Annotated in this window: 13 protein-coding genes; 7 read left to right on the forward strand and 6 right to left on the reverse strand. The window is 38.8% G+C overall.

All coding sequences use genetic code 11. The annotated features are described in order from the left end of the window. Positions 1 to 2: 2 nt before the first annotated feature. From AC4PHI_RS01880 to AC4PHI_RS01895, 4 genes are all read right to left on the reverse strand, one after another. Complete coding sequence (locus tag AC4PHI_RS01880; RefSeq protein WP_492200635.1) at positions 3 to 986, reverse strand: LacI family DNA-binding transcriptional regulator; 984 nt, start codon at positions 984 to 986, stop codon at positions 3 to 5. 28 nt (positions 987 to 1014) lie between these two features. Beyond that, positions 1015 to 2490, reverse strand: a complete 1476-nt coding sequence (galT, locus tag AC4PHI_RS01885) for a UDP-glucose--hexose-1-phosphate uridylyltransferase (protein ID WP_492200636.1) — start codon at positions 2488 to 2490, stop codon at positions 1015 to 1017. A gap of 26 nt (positions 2491 to 2516) precedes the next feature. Further along, positions 2517 to 3683, reverse strand: a complete 1167-nt coding sequence (locus AC4PHI_RS01890; RefSeq protein WP_492200637.1) for a galactokinase — start codon at positions 3681 to 3683, stop codon at positions 2517 to 2519. A 233-nt stretch (positions 3684 to 3916) separates the two neighbouring features. Continuing rightward, positions 3917 to 5071, reverse strand: coding sequence for an ROK family protein (locus AC4PHI_RS01895; protein WP_492200638.1), 1155 nt, complete (start codon positions 5069 to 5071; stop codon positions 3917 to 3919). A gap of 327 nt (positions 5072 to 5398) precedes the next feature. Between AC4PHI_RS01895 and xylA the strand changes: the two genes are divergently transcribed. From xylA to xylB, 6 genes are all read left to right on the forward strand, one after another. Then, positions 5399 to 6706: a xylose isomerase gene (xylA, locus tag AC4PHI_RS01900; protein WP_492200639.1), complete on the forward strand. Its 1308-nt coding sequence runs from the start codon at positions 5399 to 5401 to the stop codon at positions 6704 to 6706. 17 nt (positions 6707 to 6723) lie between these two features. After that, complete coding sequence (locus tag AC4PHI_RS01905) at positions 6724 to 8325, forward strand: glycoside hydrolase family 43 protein (RefSeq protein WP_492200640.1); 1602 nt, start codon at positions 6724 to 6726, stop codon at positions 8323 to 8325. A gap of 21 nt (positions 8326 to 8346) precedes the next feature. Beyond that, on the forward strand, positions 8347 to 9654 hold the full coding sequence (locus AC4PHI_RS01910) for an ABC transporter substrate-binding protein (protein ID WP_492200641.1): 1308 nt from the start codon (positions 8347 to 8349) through the stop codon (positions 9652 to 9654). A gap of 67 nt (positions 9655 to 9721) precedes the next feature. After that, on the forward strand, positions 9722 to 10642 hold the full coding sequence (locus AC4PHI_RS01915) for a carbohydrate ABC transporter permease (protein WP_492201516.1): 921 nt from the start codon (positions 9722 to 9724) through the stop codon (positions 10640 to 10642). Next, positions 10642 to 11475 (forward strand): carbohydrate ABC transporter permease, encoded by an 834-nt coding sequence (locus AC4PHI_RS01920; RefSeq protein ID WP_492200642.1) that lies wholly within the window; start codon positions 10642 to 10644, stop codon positions 11473 to 11475. Before AC4PHI_RS01915 ends, AC4PHI_RS01920 begins: the two co-directional genes overlap by 1 nt. Positions 11476 to 11487: 12 nt before the next feature. Then, complete coding sequence (gene xylB / locus AC4PHI_RS01925) at positions 11488 to 12987, forward strand: xylulokinase (protein ID WP_492200643.1); 1500 nt, start codon at positions 11488 to 11490, stop codon at positions 12985 to 12987. 178 nt (positions 12988 to 13165) lie between these two features. Here xylB and ahpF read toward each other — a convergent pair whose 3' ends face one another. Both ahpF and ahpC read right to left on the reverse strand, forming a co-directional pair. Then, a complete protein-coding gene (ahpF, locus tag AC4PHI_RS01930) occupies positions 13166 to 14695 on the reverse strand; it encodes an alkyl hydroperoxide reductase subunit F (protein WP_492200644.1) in 1530 nt (509 codons plus the stop codon). Between the two features lie 12 nt (positions 14696 to 14707). Continuing rightward, a complete protein-coding gene (ahpC, locus tag AC4PHI_RS01935) occupies positions 14708 to 15271 on the reverse strand; it encodes an alkyl hydroperoxide reductase subunit C (protein WP_492200645.1) in 564 nt (187 codons plus the stop codon). A 202-nt stretch (positions 15272 to 15473) separates the two neighbouring features. On the opposite strand from ahpC, the gene AC4PHI_RS01940 reads away from it, so the two are divergent. Further along, entirely contained in the window at positions 15474 to 16385 is a 912-nt protein-coding gene (locus AC4PHI_RS01940; RefSeq protein ID WP_492200646.1) for an AEC family transporter, read from the forward strand. Positions 16386 to 16496 lie beyond the last annotated feature (111 nt).

Here is a 16496-nt window from a genome sequence, read left to right on the forward strand (position 1 = left end):
TTTTATAATGAGTCGCGTTCAACAAAAGTTGTACTGACCTCAATCTTCATAGGCGCAGGCTCCTGTTCAAATGCCAAGGAGTGTATTGTGTCCACTGCCTGCCGCCCCATCCACTCGGTGTGAACTTTTATTGTTGATAAAGGGGGGCTGACATATTTGGCTGTACTGATATCGTTGAAACCAAGAATGCCAATTTCCTCAGGAACCTTAATATTTTTTTCATGTAAAGCTTTTAAAGCGCCAATGGCAATAGCGTCACTAGAAGCAAAGAAAACTTCGGGCCAATTTTTCTTGTCTTGATTCAAGAAATTTAACATGGTGTGATAACCATCTGCAACGGTAAATGCCGACTCCAAATGCCATTGTTTATTGTAAAGACTATTTTCTTCAAGTGCAGCTTTTAAAAGTGCCAACCTGATATCAGGTAAAAACTGTTTTTCTGTTTTAGTGAACTCTTTACCGGAAATGATGCCGATTTTCTGATAGCCTTTATGATTTAAGCTCTCCATCACCTGTGTTATCGCTTGGCCGAAATCAATAATGATAGAGGTGTAACCAAAATGAGTTCCGTTAAAATCAACAAAGATGATTTTTTCATTGTGTTCTGACAACAATTTAATTTCACTTGCGTCAAATTTTCCAAGGGCAATGATGCCGTGAGCACGTTCTGCAGAAAGTGTCTCGAGATTTTCTCTAATGATTTGAATCCCCAGTTCCTCCGCCCGTTTTTCAATTCCTAAACGAATGGACAAATAATATAAATCCTCAAGTTCTTCTTGATCGTTGTACCACTGAACTAACTTAAAAGTTGTTTTCTTTTGAGGTTGTTTTTTTTGATGTTTAGTGTAGTTTAAACTTTCCGCAACTTCAAAAATCCTTCTCTTAGTATCCTCTCCAACTGACAAGTCTGAATCATAATTTAATACCCGGGAAACGGTAGCAGGCGAAACACCTGCTTGTGTTGCAATATCTTTGATTGTTGCCATAGCGTCTTCCTTTCTAAAATTTGAGTTTTTAGGAGAGAGTTTTTATAAATTTTTTAAACCCTTCCTGTCCATCTGGATTTCGCTTAAAGACTCCAGCATCCTCTAAAACTCGCAGAAAAACTTTTCCGACAGATTTTTGCACAACTCGGGTTACAGTTTCCTCGCTGATTTTTTCATTTTCTTTGATAGTCATTGCCCACTCAAGATGATAATCTGCAATTTTATTAGGCTGGTCCAGTAAGAATTTTTCCACTTCCGCCAACTCTTCTTTTAGACGGGGCGGAAGGACAGCCAAGCCCATCACTTCGATCAAACCGATATTTTCTTTTTTGATGTGATGAACATCTTGGTGAGGATGAAAGATGCCATCTGGGAATTCTTCCGAAACATTATTATCCCTTAATACTATATCCAGTTCATAAAAATCGCCATTTTTTCTTGCGATTGGTGTGACTGTATGATGGGGAGTGCCGTCAGCTGAGTGTGCTTTAATGCTCAGAGGTTCATCAGAATACTGTTTCCATGCTTCTGAAATAAAAGCTGCACTGTTGACCAATGAAGAAATATTTTTTCCTTGCAGGCGAATCACAGACATCGGCCATTTGACGATTCCGGCTTTCACGTCGGGAAATCCTGCCAAGTCAAAAGGGTATTCGATAGGAGCTTTGCCCATCGGAAATTCATGACGCCCACCTTGATAATGATCGTGACTTAAAATCGATCCTCCTACAATAGGCAAATCAGCATTGGAACCCACAAAATAATGGGGAAAAACTTCAATGATTTTGAGCAATTTTTCGAAAGTATTCTTAGTGATTTTCATTGGATGGTGTTCTTCTGCCAAGAAAATAGCATGTTCATTATAGTAGGCGTAAGGGGAGTATTGGAAACCCCAGCTTTCCCCGTCTAGATTCATACGGATGATACGGTGATTACTCCTTGCAGGATAGTTGATTCTGCCAAGGTACCCCTCATTTTCCATACACAACATACATTTAGGATAATCGACTTTTTTCGCCGTCAATTCCGCTGCGATTTGCTTTGGATCTTTTTCGGGCTTCGATAAGTTGATGGTGACTTCCAAATTTCCGTAGTCAGTCGCCGAATGAAACACGATATTTTTTGCGATGGCCCGGGTTTTTATGTAATCATTTTTTTTGGATAAAGAATAAAAATAATCTGTCGCCTTTTTGGGGCTGCTGTCATAACGCTGGGCAAATAAAGCATTGATGACAGACGGCGGCGGTGTCATCAAGTCCATCAGTTGTCCTTCTAAAATTTCCCGAATAACGTCGGTATTATTTTTGATGGCTTGGTCTATCAGTTGGTCAACTAATTCCAATGGAGAGAGGGAGACAGAAGCAGTTGCCTTTTCATCTTCAAGCCCGTCCTCGCCTATCAAAGCCAATACACGATTTTCCAAATAGATTCGGTCCATTTTTGTCCATCCGCCATTTTCAATGGCAATCGCTACAAATTGCTTAATTAATTCGCTAATAGTCATTTTTTTCTCCTAATCAAATAATCAGATTATAGTTTTTTTGCACCGTCATCAATATTAGCTTTGTAGAAATCTGCCGGGTAGCCGATGGTTTTCTGGTACGCCTCTCCTACATGCTGAATGACTTGATCTAGTTCTTTTTCATTGACGAGTGCGATTGCACAACCGCCAAAACCTGCTCCGGTCATACGTGCACCCAAAACACCTGGCTGTTTTTGGGCCTCATGAACCAATGTGTCAAGCTCGATTCCAGTGACTTCGTAATCGTGCTGCAAAGAGGCATGAGAGGCATTCAGCAGTTGACCGAATTCTTCAAGATTTCCTTTTTCCAAGGCTGCTTTCGCTTTTAATGTTCGCTGATTTTCACTTACTGCATGCCGTGCCCTTTTCTCCAAGACGGGATCATCTATCAAGCCCTTATTTGCCTCGAAAGTGGCTTCGTCCAAGTCTCCCAAGGATTGGATAGGAAGTTCTTTTTGTAATCTTTTTAAAGTTTCTTCACATTCAGAACGGCGCTCATTGTATTTTGAATCGGCTAGTTCGCGGCGTTTATTCGTGTTCATGATAACGATGACGTTATCACCGAAAACTGCTGGAACCAATTCGTAATCCAAAGTGTTAGTGTCCAGTAAAATAGCCATATCTTTTTTACCCATACCGATAGCAAATTGATCCATGATTCCTGAGTTGACACCGATATATTCGTTTTCTGTCTTCTTTCCATATTTTATCAGATCAAGCATAGGGATATTTAGTGAAAACAAATCATTGATGATAACGCCTGTCAATAATTCAATGGAGGCAGAAGATGACAGTCCGGCACCGTTAGGAATTGTTCCATAAAAATAAATATCAGCTCCTGTGTCAATGACGTAACCGTCCTCTTTAATGAATTTAAACATTGCTTTAGGATAGTTAGTCCAATTATCTTCGGTTTTGTAGTCAAGATTTTCCAAACTAAGTTCAAAAATTCCTAGTTCTGGAAAATTTTCGGAATAGAACCGCAACTTTTTATCTGTTCTTTTTTTTGCTAAGCCATAGGTGCCAAGAGTGATAGATGCAGGGAAAACGTGTCCGCCGTTATAATCCGTATGTTCACCAATCAAGTTGATTCTCCCTGGTGCAAAAAAGACTCCGTCGCATTCAGCATCAAACATTTTTTTGAATCCTGCCTTTAATTCTTTTAATACTGTCATGTCATGCCCTCCTAAATATTTACTAAATATAGTATAAAATATTTACTAAATGATTTCAATGAAAAAAAGCTATATTAGTAATTATTAATATAATTATTTTATTGTGAAGAGGTTTGCTAAAAATGAAAGGATTAAAATGAAGTTGTTATAAAAGGATTGAATTGAGTGAAAAACTTCCACAAAAATGCCGTTTGCAACGGATTTTTTGTGGAAGTTTAGTTAGGTGGCAAAAGTCAATCAATAAATTTTAAATTTTGAATATTTAAAAAGTTTTGAGCTGATTTTGTGACCGCCCCCAGAAGTGTGGCATTTGACTGCAGAGGGCTATTTTTTACGATTACATCCCTAGTAAAATGGTTGATTAATTTTTCGTTCAATAGTGAGATTAGTTCAGGAATCTTCTGATAAACTGAGCTATTAATGATTACTATTTCGGGATCGTAGAGGGAAGATAAATTATTGATACCAATGCTAAGATAGTCAACATTCTCAAATAAAATTTTTTTAATGGCTTCATTTTCTTCATCATAATATTCTTTAATGCGATCAGAGTTGATGTTTTGAACACCTAATGCAGTTTCAATTTCCTTGTAAAGGACCCTATGAGATGCGTATTGTTCTAAGCATCCTTTATTGCCGCAAGGGCATTGTCTCCCGTTAGGAAATAAAATACTGTGACCGATTTCTCCTGCTTTCCCATGTTTTCCACTTCTAAGCATGCCATTTTCTACAATCCCGGCACCAATTCCCCCATGAATGCTAATGCTCGCAAGACTATTGAATTTTGACGAAAAAGCATATTCACCAAGTGCGGCTAAATTAGCTTCATTTTCAAGAAAAACTGGGAAATCATAAATATCTTCTAATTCTTGAAATAAATTTATTTCATCCAATGGGTAGTTAGGAGTATATAAAATTTGATTATTAAGAACGATGCCATGGATAGCAACCGTCATCCCAACAATTCCGTGTTTTGATTCAGGAAGATAATCAAAAAGTTCAGTAACAACTTGATGAATGATTTCTAAAATGGTAACAGCAGTAATTTGTATTTTTCTTTTTTTAATCTTTTGAATGAATGTTCCATCTATGTAAGCAAGAACACCTTCAATGTAATCAGTACCGATATCTAGGGCGATTGTTAAGGAAGAGCGTTTGTTGAATGTTAAAAGGATAGGCTTTCTGCCGCCCAGATTACTTGAGTTGCCGATTCTTGTCTTGCTAACCAATTCTTCATCCATCAGTTTTTTTATGATAGAAGATACAGAAGCTTTATTTAAATTCGTTAAAGTGGCCAAAGAAGCCCGTGAGGTTTCCTTTTCATCGATAATTTTTTTTAAAATAAAAGCTTCATTTCGCTCGCGGATAGTATATTTGTTTGTTATCACAACTGATTCTCCTTAAAATTTAGTTTGACAAAATGATTAAGAACTTAGAAGTTCATTTAATAACAGTTATTTAATTTCAACGTAAAAATAAACAAAAATTTTACGGGTTATGTCAATTCTATTTGAAAACGTTATTTTTATCAACGTAAAAATTGTTAAAGATGGATTTCAAAACTTTAAGTCACGTTTTTAAAAAAGGGTTATTTTCTTGCTATTTTCATTAAAAAACAATGTAAGCGCTTGACAATTATCTTTGCAGATGTTATTTTATTCTTGTAAATTAGTTTATCGTACAAACAAAAGAAAATCAAGAATGGAGGTCTTAATATGAGTTATTTTCCAAATGTAGACAAAATTAAGTATGAGGGGACGAAAACTGCCAATCCATTTGCTTTTCATCATTTCAATCCTGAAGAGGTGGTTCTAGGCAAGACCATGCGGGAACACCTGCCCTTTGCGTTGGCTTATTGGCACACAATGACACAAGACGGCACGGACCCATTTGGCGACCCTGTCAATATTCGTACTTGGGAGACTGCGGATCCAATGGAAACGGCTAAGAACCGTGTGGATGCTTTTTTTGAAATCCTTGAAAAATTAGGTGTAGAATATTTCTGTTTCCATGACATTGATATCGCCCCTGCTGGTAATTCCTTGGAAGAGTTTTTTGCTAATTTAGATGAGATCACCGACTTGATTAAAGAAAAAATGGCTGCGACCGGGATAAAATTGTTGTGGAACACGGCCAATATGTTTTCTCATCCTCGTTTTAATAATGGGGCTGCCTCAACTAACAATGCAGAAGTGTATGCATATGCCGCAGCGCAGGTTAAAAAAGGTTTGGACTTGAGTAAAAAGCTTGATGGAAAAAACTATGTTTTCTGGGGCGGTCGTGAAGGGTATGAGTCTCTTCTGAATACGGACATGAAATTCGAGCAGGACAATATTGCCCGCTTGTTTAAAATGGCGATTGCTTATGGTGAAAAAATTGGTCACAAACCGCAGTTTTTATTGGAACCAAAACCAAAAGAGCCCTCAAAACATCAGTATGACTTCGATGCGGCTACAACGTTAGCCTTTATTCAAAAATATGGGCTAGAAGGAGACTTCAAGCTGAATTTAGAGGCGAACCATGCCACTCTGGCAGGGCATACCTTTGAGCATGAACTACATGTGGCCCGTATCAATGATGCGTTAGGCTCGATTGACGCCAACCAAGGGGATATGCTGCTTGGCTGGGACACAGATGAGTTTCCAACTAACCTTTATGATGCCACTTTGGCGATGTATGAAATTTTAGAAAATGGCGGGATTGCTCCAGGTGGTATCAATTTTGATTCTAAAGTCCGCCGTTCGTCATTTGAAATGGACGATTTGTTGTTGGCGCACATTGCGGGGATGGATACCTTTGCCCGCGGTTTGAAAGCAGCGGCAAAATTAAAAGAAGAGCGTTTCTTTGATGATTTGAAAGACAAACGTTATGCCAGCTTTAAAGAGGGAATCGGAGCTAAGATATTAGCGGATTCTGAAGATTTAGAAAGTTTGACTGCGTATGCGTTGAAACATGATGATCCGAAATTGGAGTCCAGTCATTTGGAGTATGTGAAGTCTTTGTTGAATGATTATTTAGTTTGAATAGGAGGAGGTAGTCTATGATAACAAATCCGATACTGACAGGATTCCATCCTGACCCAAGTATCTGCAGAGTGGAAGATGACTATTATATTGCCACATCTACATTTGAATGGTTTCCCGGTGTGATGATCTATCATTCGAAAGATTTAAAAAATTGGCATTTGGTTAGTACACCTGTTAACAGGGTGTCGCAATTGAATATGCTGGGAAATCCGGACTCAGGTGGAGTCTGGGCGCCAGCGCTAAGTCATCATGATGGACAGTTTTGGCTTATTTATTCGGATGTTAAGGAGGTGCAAGGAAACAACTGGAAAGATGTCAATAATTATTTGATTACTTGTTCTTCAATAGATGGGGAGTGGTCAGAGCCAATATATTTAAATAGCTCTGGTTTTGATCCCTCACTTTTTCATGACGAAGATGGTAAAAAATATCTTGTTAATATGTTGTGGGACTACAGACCGTACAAACATAGTTTTTATGGCATTGTCTTACAGGAATATTGTCATGATAGGGGTCGGTTAATTGGAGAAGCAAAAATCATTTTCAAAGGAACAGAAAGAAAACTAACTGAAGCACCGCATTTGTATAAATGGAATGATTATTACTATTTATTAACTGCTGAAGGCGGGACTAAATACGAGCATGCATCAACCATGGCTAGATCAAAAAAAATTGATGGTCCCTATGAGATTCATCCGCAAAAACATATTATTAGCTCATGGGGGCATCCAGAGATTAAATTACAAAAAGCTGGACATGGTTCCATTGTACATACGCATACTAATGAGTGGTATTTTGTTCATTTGACTGGACGTCCATTAAAAAGACCGGAAACACCAATATTAGAAAATAGGGGCTATTGTCCATTAGGTCGAGAAACGGCCATTCAAAAAATTTACTGGCAAGACGACTGGCCATATATTGTCGGTGGAGATTTTCCGCAGGATACGGTGGAAGCACCTAAGATGGAGGAACATCCATGGACTAAAGAAAACAGTAAAGTAGATTTTGATGAAACGACACTTCCTTTAAATTACCAAACTTTGAGGGTGCCGTTCACAGAAGAACTGGGGAGTTTGACTGATCGTCCCGGATATTTGAGATTGTATGGACGGGAATCCTTTAATTCCTTATTCCATAAGGCGTTAGTGGCAAGAAGATGGCAGCACTTTAAATTTGAAGCTAAAACAAAGGTGGAATTTTTTCCGGACTCATTTTTGCAATTAGCAGGTATGACAAATTACTACAACACAAAAAATTGGTCCAGCATTCATATCACATACAATGAAGAAAAGGGCAGAGTCATTGATGTGTTGGATAGCGATAATGGGAAGTTATTAGCACCTTTACAAGGAAAAGAAATTAAGATTCCAGAAGATGTTCAGTCAGTCTATTTTAAAACCATTGTTAACTACAACTTTTATCATTATGAGTATTCTTTCGACGGCAAGAATTGGAAGCGTATAAATTATGATTTGGATAGTCTTAAATTGTCAGATGATTATGTTGTTGAAACACAGGAAGGTTTTTTTACTGGTGCTTTTGTAGGGATGTTTGCGATTGATACCACAGGTAATAGGCGGGCAGCGGATTTTGATTGGTTTGACTATAAATAATGTAGAGGGGAGTATATTGTCATGAAAAAAATCAAAAGAATGTTTTCAGCGTTAGGGATTGCTCTGTTGGGTTCGTTGGTCTTGAGTGCGTGCGGTTCACAAGAAAAAGAAGAAGGAGGAAGTTCAAAAGGGAATAAAGAACTTGTTGTTTGGACATTTACTGACGAATTATCAAAAATGATCAATGACTATTATTTGAAAAACAATGAGCTAGATTATAAAGTAAAAATTGTTGAAATTCCCTCAGATCAATTTGAAACAAAATTGGATCCAGTATTAGGAACGAAAGACGCTCCAGATGTTATAGCTTTAGAATCAGCTTTTGTTAAAAAATATGTAGAATCTGGATTAATGGCAGACTTAGGTCCTCTAGGTTTGGAGGAAGCAGCAGCTGACACTTTCCAGTATGTCAAAGATGTGGGAACTAGCAGAGAAGGTGTTCTTCATGCGTTAGCATGGCAAGCGGCACCGGGAGGATTTTACTATCGTGCTTCTTTAGCAGAAGAATTATTAGGAGTGACAGAAGTAGAAGCTGCACAAGAAGCTTTATCGGATTACGATAAATTTTACGAAGCGGCAAAAACTATAAAAGAAGAAAGTGGAGATGCCGTTTACATGCTTTCGAGTGTACATGATCTGGCTAAACCTTTTTATGGACAACGGGAACATGGCTGGGTAGAAGATAATAAGTTGATAATAGACGACAAATTGATTGAGCTGTTGGAGATTTCTAGAAAATTTGTCGATGAGAGTTTGACACAGGATACAGAAGGTCAATCAGAAGCATGGTTTGCCGGAATGAATGGTGATAGTATTTTCGGTTACAGCCTGCCAACGTGGGGATTGCACTATTGGTTAAAACCTAATGCAGTTGCTGCTGACGGGTCAAAATCAACAGAAGGAGATTGGCGGATGATTCAAGGGCCGTCTTCCTGGTTCTGGGGTGGTACTTGGATAGGAGCAACGGAGACATCAAAGATGAAAGAAGAAGCGGCAGACCTAATCAAATACTTGACAACAAATCCTGATTTTCTCAGACAATGGGCGGAAGATACCGGAGATTTTGTTTCCAATGAAAAAGTGGTTGAAGAAATCAAAGGGGATTTCAGTGAAGAGTTTTTGGGCGGACAAAACCATTATGAAAAATTCGCTCAAATGGTCCAAGATATAAATGCTAAAATATTGACTGAATACGATCAGACCGTTGAAACTTTGTTTACAGATAATTGTTTAACACCGTATTCCAAGGGAGAAGTAGACATGGAGACAGCCATTCAAGATTTTAAAGATGCTGTTGCGAATGCTTATCCTGATGTTGAGGTGGATTGATTAGAGTAAAGTAAAGTGAGAGGAAGGGGTGGCTGGTAAAGTCAGCTCTTCCTTTTTAGAAAGGATAATGACTATGCGGAAAAACAGGGGGAATTTTGAAAAATTTAACAGATATGGCTATCTGTTTTTGACACCTTTTTTTATGGCATTTTTAATTTTTCAGCTTTATCCGATTATATATACGATATTTTTAAGTTTCACTGATTTAAAAGGCTGGAACCCTACCTTTGATTTAGTGGGTTTGGATAATTATTTAAATATTTTTAAGAATGCAATGTTTTTGAAATCCATAAAGAACACTTTTATTTTGTGGACAGTTAATTTTATACCGCAAATAGGCTTAGCCTTATTACTTGCTGCATGGTTTACTAATTTAAAACTAAGATTGAAGCATACGGGCTTCTTCAAAGTTATTTTTTATCTACCTAACATCATTACTGCAGCTTCGGTCGCTGTATTATTTTATGCTTTGTTCAGTTACCCTGTCGGACCGATGAATCTTGTGTTAGTAAAACTGGGCGTTTTGGAAAAGCCTTTTGAGTTTTTCAGAAGCGTGGGTGGCACTAGATTGATTGTTTCTTTTATTCAATTCTGGATGTGGTATGGACAAACGACTATTGTTTTAGTTTCAGGGATACTGAGTATTGACAATTCACTTTTTGAATCGGCCATGGTTGATGGGGCAAATGATGGACAAATTTTCAAAAGAATCACATTGCCGCTTTTGAAACCCATTTTACTGTATACATTAGTGACCTCTTTGATTGGGGGATTACAAATGTTTGATATTCCATTTTTATTAACAGATGGAAATCCGAATAACAGCGTATTGACGATAACAATGTTCATATACAAACAAGCTTTCACCGGAAGTAGAAATTTCAATGTCGCTGCCACTGCGTCTGTAATACTTCTTCTTATTTCAATAGCATTGAGTTCCTTATTGTTCAGGTTTTTCAAAGAAAAAAGCAGGGTAGGTGATAAATAATGGAAACGACATATAAAGTGAAAAGAATATTGATATATGTGTTTCTTATTCTATTAACTGTCTTGAGTATTCTCCCTTTTTGGGTCGTTTTAGTAAATTCCACTCGTTCAGCTGAACAGATCCAGCAAGGATTATCCCTTTTACCATCAGGCAATTTAAAATATAACTGGGCTGTCCTGATGAATAAAGGTTTTAATGTCTTCAGCGGTTTTAAGAATAGTTTTATTATTTCCGTCTGCTCTACAGTTTTGAACGTATATTTTTCTTCGCTTGCTGCTTATGGGGTGATTGCCTATAAGTTCAAAGGACGTCGAGCGTTGTTTGCAATTATTTTAGCCCTAATAATGATTCCTCAGCAGATTAGTATGATTGGATTCTATCAATTTATGAGCAAATTAGGGCTTTTGAATAGTTTCGTTCCGCTTATTTTGCCGGCTATTGCCTCTCCAACCACTGTTTTTTTCTTGAAACAGTATCTTGAAACCATTTATCACCCGGATTTGGCGGACTCGGCAAGATTAGACGGTGCCGGGGAAATAAAAATTTTTCACCAAATCATGCTGCCTCTGATGAAACCGGGACTGGCAACTATGGCTATTTTCTCCTTTGTGACTTCCTGGAATAATTTTCTGATGCCGTTGATTCTAATCAATGATACTGATAAATTTACACTTCCAATGCTGATTCAATTGCTTAAAACTGATGTTTACAGAACAGAATTCGGCAGTATGTATTTAGGAATATCGCTAAGTATTATTCCATTGTTGCTAATATACCTATTTTTATCAAAATATATCGTAGGAGGAGTTACTGCAGGTGGAATTAAAGAATAAAGAGGTGATAATATGTCATATGTTTTAGGAATAGATTTAGGTACGAGCTCTTTAAAAGGCATGTTAGTCAACCAACAAGGAGAATTGGTGGCTACTGCTTCCAGCAGTTATCCTTTGATCCATGAACAAACAGGCTACAGCGAACAGGCACCGGAAGAGTGGTTAAAGGCTTGTGAGAAAGTATTGCTTCAGTTGAAAAATGATGTGGCAGATTTCAATACAGGACTTCAAGGCATCAGTTTCTCCGGACAGATGCACAGTTTGGTGGTATTGGATGAAAACAAGAAGGTACTCCGCAACGCAATCCTTTGGAATGATGTAAGAACCACAGATGAATGTGTGTTAATCATGGAGGAATTTGGCGATGAACTTCTGGCAATTACAAAAAACATCGCCCTAGAAGGGTTCACTCTGCCTAAAATCCTTTGGCTTCAAAAACATGAGCCGGACGTTTGGCAGAAGGTCAAGCATATCCTGTTGCCGAAAGATTATTTAGGTTTTTGGATGACCGGAACGATCCACATGGACTATTCCGATGCTGCAGGGACACTGCTGCTGGATGTTGAAAAAAGAAGCTGGTCAGATGAAGTCTTAGAGAAATTCAACATTCCCAAAAAATATCTGCCTGAATTAATCAATTCTTCCGGTATGATTGGTGTGCTTCAACCCTCTTTGGCTGAAAAATTAGGCATCGCCCATGAAGTGCAAGTCTTTGCCGGCGGTGCGGACAACGCTTGTGCGGCGGTTGGTGCGGGCATTTTGGATGAAAATCTTGGTATGGCAAGTATTGGGACGTCAGGTGTGTTTCTTTCTTATGAGGGGCAGAGAACAGAAGGCTATCAAGGCAAGCTTCATCTGTTCAATCACGCCATGGCCGATAATTACTACGCTATGGGGGTTACCTTGGCAGCGGGGCACAGTTTAAACTGGTTTAAAGATACCTTTGCTTCCGGGCAAACCTTTGAAGAGTTGCTTGAAGGCATCAGTGAAATTCCAGCAGGGTCTGCGGGCTTGTTGTTTTCGCCATACATTGTGGGAGAGCGAACGCCCCATGTGGACAGTCAGATTCGCGGCAGTTTCATCGGCATTGATACTAACCACACGTTAAAGCATTTTGCCCGGGCAGTGCTTGAAGGGATTACGTTTTCTTTGAAAGATTCTCAAACATTGATGGAGCAGGTTTCAGGTAAAAAGTTTGAAAAAATAGTGTCTGTTGGCGGCGGGGCCCAAAACCCTGATTGGCTTCAGATGCAGGCAGATATTTTTGACTCTGAAATCATCTGTTTAGAAACAGAACAAGGTCCCGGGATGGGAGCGGCGATGCTTGCGGCTGTCGGTCTAGGATGGTTTAAAACCATTCAAAATTGTGCGGCAACATTTGTGACTTATCAGGGTTCGGTCAAACCGATTAATGCCAATGTGGCGGACTATCAGGAGTTGTATCAAATCTATCGAAAAATTTATCCTAGTACAAAAGAAATTTGCAAAGGATTAAGCAGTCTGCAGGGATAATTTTAAATATTTTTGAGAAAGCAATAAAGACCTCAGAGAGAATGAAATGTTAAAAAGTTTTAAAGCAGAGAAAATCCCGCGAAATCATTTTTCTAAATCGATGATTTCGCGGGATTTCGAATTTATGAATTTTTCTATCTCAAGCTTAAAAAATACTTTTGAGCTAATCAGATATAATTTACATTTGCCTAATCAAATAATCAAAAGCTCCCAGTGCTGCTGTCGCACCAGACCCCATGGAGATGACGATTTGTTTATAAGCACTGTTGGTGCAATCGCCAGCTGCAAAAACGCCAGCAATATTTGTTGCCCCATGAGCATCTACGATGATTTCGCCCCGTTCTGTCAGCGCGACGTCATCTTTCAGCCATTCTGTATTGGGGACTAAACCGATCAGGATGAACGCGCCATTGACGTCAATGGTGTGCTCTTTCCCTGTGTCGTTTTCCACATAGGATAGTCCTTCCACATGGGCGTTTCCGTATATTTCTTTGGTGGCAACATTTGTCAAAACAGTCACGTTATCTAGCGAATGCAGCCTTTTTTGTAAAACTTCATCAGCTTTCAGTTCAGGCATAAATTCTAGGACGGTCACATGTTTTGCGATGCCGGCTAAATCAATAGCTGCTTCGATTCCTGAGTTTCCTCCGCCAACGACAGCTACAGGCTTATCCTTGAACAACGGGCCGTCACAGTGAGGGCAGTAGGCCACGCCTTTGTTTTTAAACTCCTGTTCGCCAGGGATGTTCAAGTTTCTCCAGCGCGCTCCAGTGGATAAAATGACACTTTTACTTTTTAATACGGCGCCGTTAGCCAAGGTCACTTCAACTAAATCATTTTTCTCGATATGTGTTGCACGTTGATTTTTCATGATAGTGACATCATAATCTAAGACGTGGCGTTCCAAATTACCGATAAGTTTTGTACCTTCAATAGCTGAAACGGAAGGGAAATTGCTGATTTCAGCCGTCTCAAGCACTTGACCGCCAAAAGTTTCTGCGATGATACCGGTTTTGATTCCTTTTCTGGCGGAATAGATAGCAGAAGTTGCCCCTGCAACACCGCCCCCAACGACAAGAACATCATAAGGCTCATTATCATCTAAAAACGGCTGATTCTCATTTAGTCCTAGCTTTTCTAGGATTTCTTCCAAGGATGTTCTGCCGCTGTGGAATTCTTCCCCATTCAGGTAGACGGTAGGAACTGCAAAAATATTTTTTTCTTCCACTTCTGCACTGAAAATTTTTCCGTCAATCATCGTATGGCTGACCAACGGGTTTAAAACGCTCATGATATTAAGCGTTTGGACCACGTCAGGACAATTGTGGCACGTCAAACTGACATAAGTTTCAAACCTCAGCGGTGTATTAATTTTTTTGATTTGCTCGATTAAATCGTCATCTATTTTAGGTTTTCTGCCGCCGACTTGAAGCAGTGCCAAGACAAATGAAGTGAATTCGTGACCAAGAGGAACACCGGCAAAAGTAATGCCGCTGTCTTCAGTCACATTATTGATGCTGAAGCTTGGTGTTCTTTCCAATGTCGCTCTATCAACCGTTATTTTGGGTGATAGCTGAGCGACTTCTTCTACAAAGTCAAGCATCTCCTTTGATGATGGCTGCTCGTCCGCGCTTAATCGGATGACAATGTCATTTTCAAGCAGCTCTAAGTATTGTTTTAATTGTTGTACTAAATTAGCGTCTAACAAGTGGTATCCTCCTTAGATTTTTCCAACTAAATCTATTGTTGTGGAAAGAGTTTCTTCTCCTTCTTTCCATTTAGCCGGGCAGACTTCACCTGGATGTTTTCTGACGTATTGTGCTGCTTTAATTTTGTCAATCAAGATAGTTGCATCCCGCCCGATACCATCAGCATTGATTTCTACACTTTGAACCACGCCGTCAGGGTCAATGATGAACGTTCCTCGTTGTGCAAGTCCAGTTTCTTCGTCAAGTACACCGAAGATTCGGGAAATAGTATGAGAGGTATCTCCCAGCATAGCGTATTCGATTGTATTGATGGCATCGGAATGATCGTGCCACGCTTTATGGGTGAAGTGTGAGTCTGTTGAACAAGAATAAACTTCTACACCTAATGATTTTAATTCAGGATACTGCTCCTGTAAATCTGCTAATTCAGTCGGACATACAAAAGTAAAATCTGCCGGATAGAAGCATAAAATACTCCACTGATTTTTAAAATCCTCTGAACTTACCGTAATGAATTCTCCGTTTTGATAAGCTTCTGTTGAAAATTCTTCAATTTCTTTTCCAATGAGTGACATAATACCCATCCTCCTAAATTATAATTATTTTAATCTAATATTCAGTATAGTATACCCGATGAAAAATGTAAAATTATTTAGAACAAGTTTTTATTATCGGGAGAATTGAATGGATTTTCAAATTTACGATTTAAAATAATGGTATAATGATGGTTATCAATTAAATATGCTATGAAATAATACAGATAAAGGAGAAAATAAATTGGGGTTTTTGGTTGGACCGATGTCTTTAATTTTATGTATGGTTATGGGGTTTGTTATGAAAAGGGCAGGGATGTTTGGCCCGGACGCTTATCAGGTGATTATGAAAATTTTCACCACACTGTCTTTGCCCATCGTTATTTTATATCAGTATCAAAATTTTGAACGGGATCATTCGCTGTTATCGATTATACTGATCGGTTTTTTGGGAAGTTTTATTTCTTTGTTTGTGGGTTATTTTGCAGCATTCAAAAAAAATCCGCAGGACAGAGCTTTTTACATGTTCCATACTTCCGGTTACAATATCGGCGGTTTTACCCTGCCGGTAGTTTTGGCATTATTGGGACCGCAATCGGCGATGGCAGTTATATTTTTTGATTTGGGTAACGCGCTGATGCTGACGGGAGGGTCTTACGCGATAACGACCCAGCTCCTGTCTTTAGAGGGCGATGAAGCACCGACGATAGTCAATACATTGAAGAAGTTTTTATATTCTGCGCCTTTCATGATGTATATAGTGGTTCTCGGCATGTATGGTTTGGCAATCGAGCTGCCGTCATTTGTTTATGAACTGATTCAGCCGATTGCTCAGGCGAACGCCTTTATAGCAACTTTTATGCTAGGGCTGATGTTTAAGCTGCCGCAAACGAAAGACGGAAAAAATAATGTAGCAGGTGTGCTGGTGCTGCGTTTTATTTGTGCCGTTGTTTTTTCGCTGGTGACATACTATCTTCTCCCTTTAAGTCCTGAAATGAAAAAAACAGTGATTATTCTGTTGTTCTCTCCCATCGGTGCCATGGCTTCAAGTTATACATTGAAGATTAAAGGGGACCCGGCCCTGTCAAGTTTTAGTATTTCATTGTCAATTCTTGTCAGCCTGATAATCATGGTTATTTTATATGCTTTTTTATAAGGGAAACCGCAATTTTTTTGTTGGCAGTATATCACTGCTCTCTTCAGTGTAGTTGAAAATAGTTGAAATTTTTAGTGTTTGTTTCGGTTGATTTATTAGAAGATTCTGTCA

Source organism: Vagococcus sp. QWL-13 (assembly GCF_058683555.1).

What these genes read in the sequence shown, in the direction of transcription:
- AC4PHI_RS01880 (WP_492200635.1), bottom strand. Translation starts at nt 986, where the DNA reads ATGGCAACAATCAAAGATATTGCAACACAAGCAGGTGTTTCGCCTGCT.
- galT (WP_492200636.1), bottom strand. Translation starts at nt 2,490, where the DNA reads ATGACTATTAGCGAATTAATTAAGCAATTTGTAGCGATTGCCATTGAA.
- AC4PHI_RS01890 (WP_492200637.1), bottom strand. Translation starts at nt 3,683, where the DNA reads ATGACAGTATTAAAAGAATTAAAGGCAGGATTCAAAAAAATGTTTGAT.
- xylA (WP_492200639.1), top strand. Translation starts at nt 5,399, where the DNA reads ATGAGTTATTTTCCAAATGTAGACAAAATTAAGTATGAGGGGACGAAA.
- AC4PHI_RS01905 (WP_492200640.1), top strand. Translation starts at nt 6,724, where the DNA reads ATGATAACAAATCCGATACTGACAGGATTCCATCCTGACCCAAGTATC.
- AC4PHI_RS01910 (WP_492200641.1), top strand. Translation starts at nt 8,347, where the DNA reads ATGAAAAAAATCAAAAGAATGTTTTCAGCGTTAGGGATTGCTCTGTTG.
- AC4PHI_RS01915 (WP_492201516.1), top strand. Translation starts at nt 9,722, where the DNA reads ATGACTATGCGGAAAAACAGGGGGAATTTTGAAAAATTTAACAGATAT.
- AC4PHI_RS01920 (WP_492200642.1), top strand. Translation starts at nt 10,642, where the DNA reads ATGGAAACGACATATAAAGTGAAAAGAATATTGATATATGTGTTTCTT.
- xylB (WP_492200643.1), top strand. Translation starts at nt 11,488, where the DNA reads ATGTCATATGTTTTAGGAATAGATTTAGGTACGAGCTCTTTAAAAGGC.
- ahpC (WP_492200645.1), bottom strand. Translation starts at nt 15,271, where the DNA reads ATGTCACTCATTGGAAAAGAAATTGAAGAATTTTCAACAGAAGCTTAT.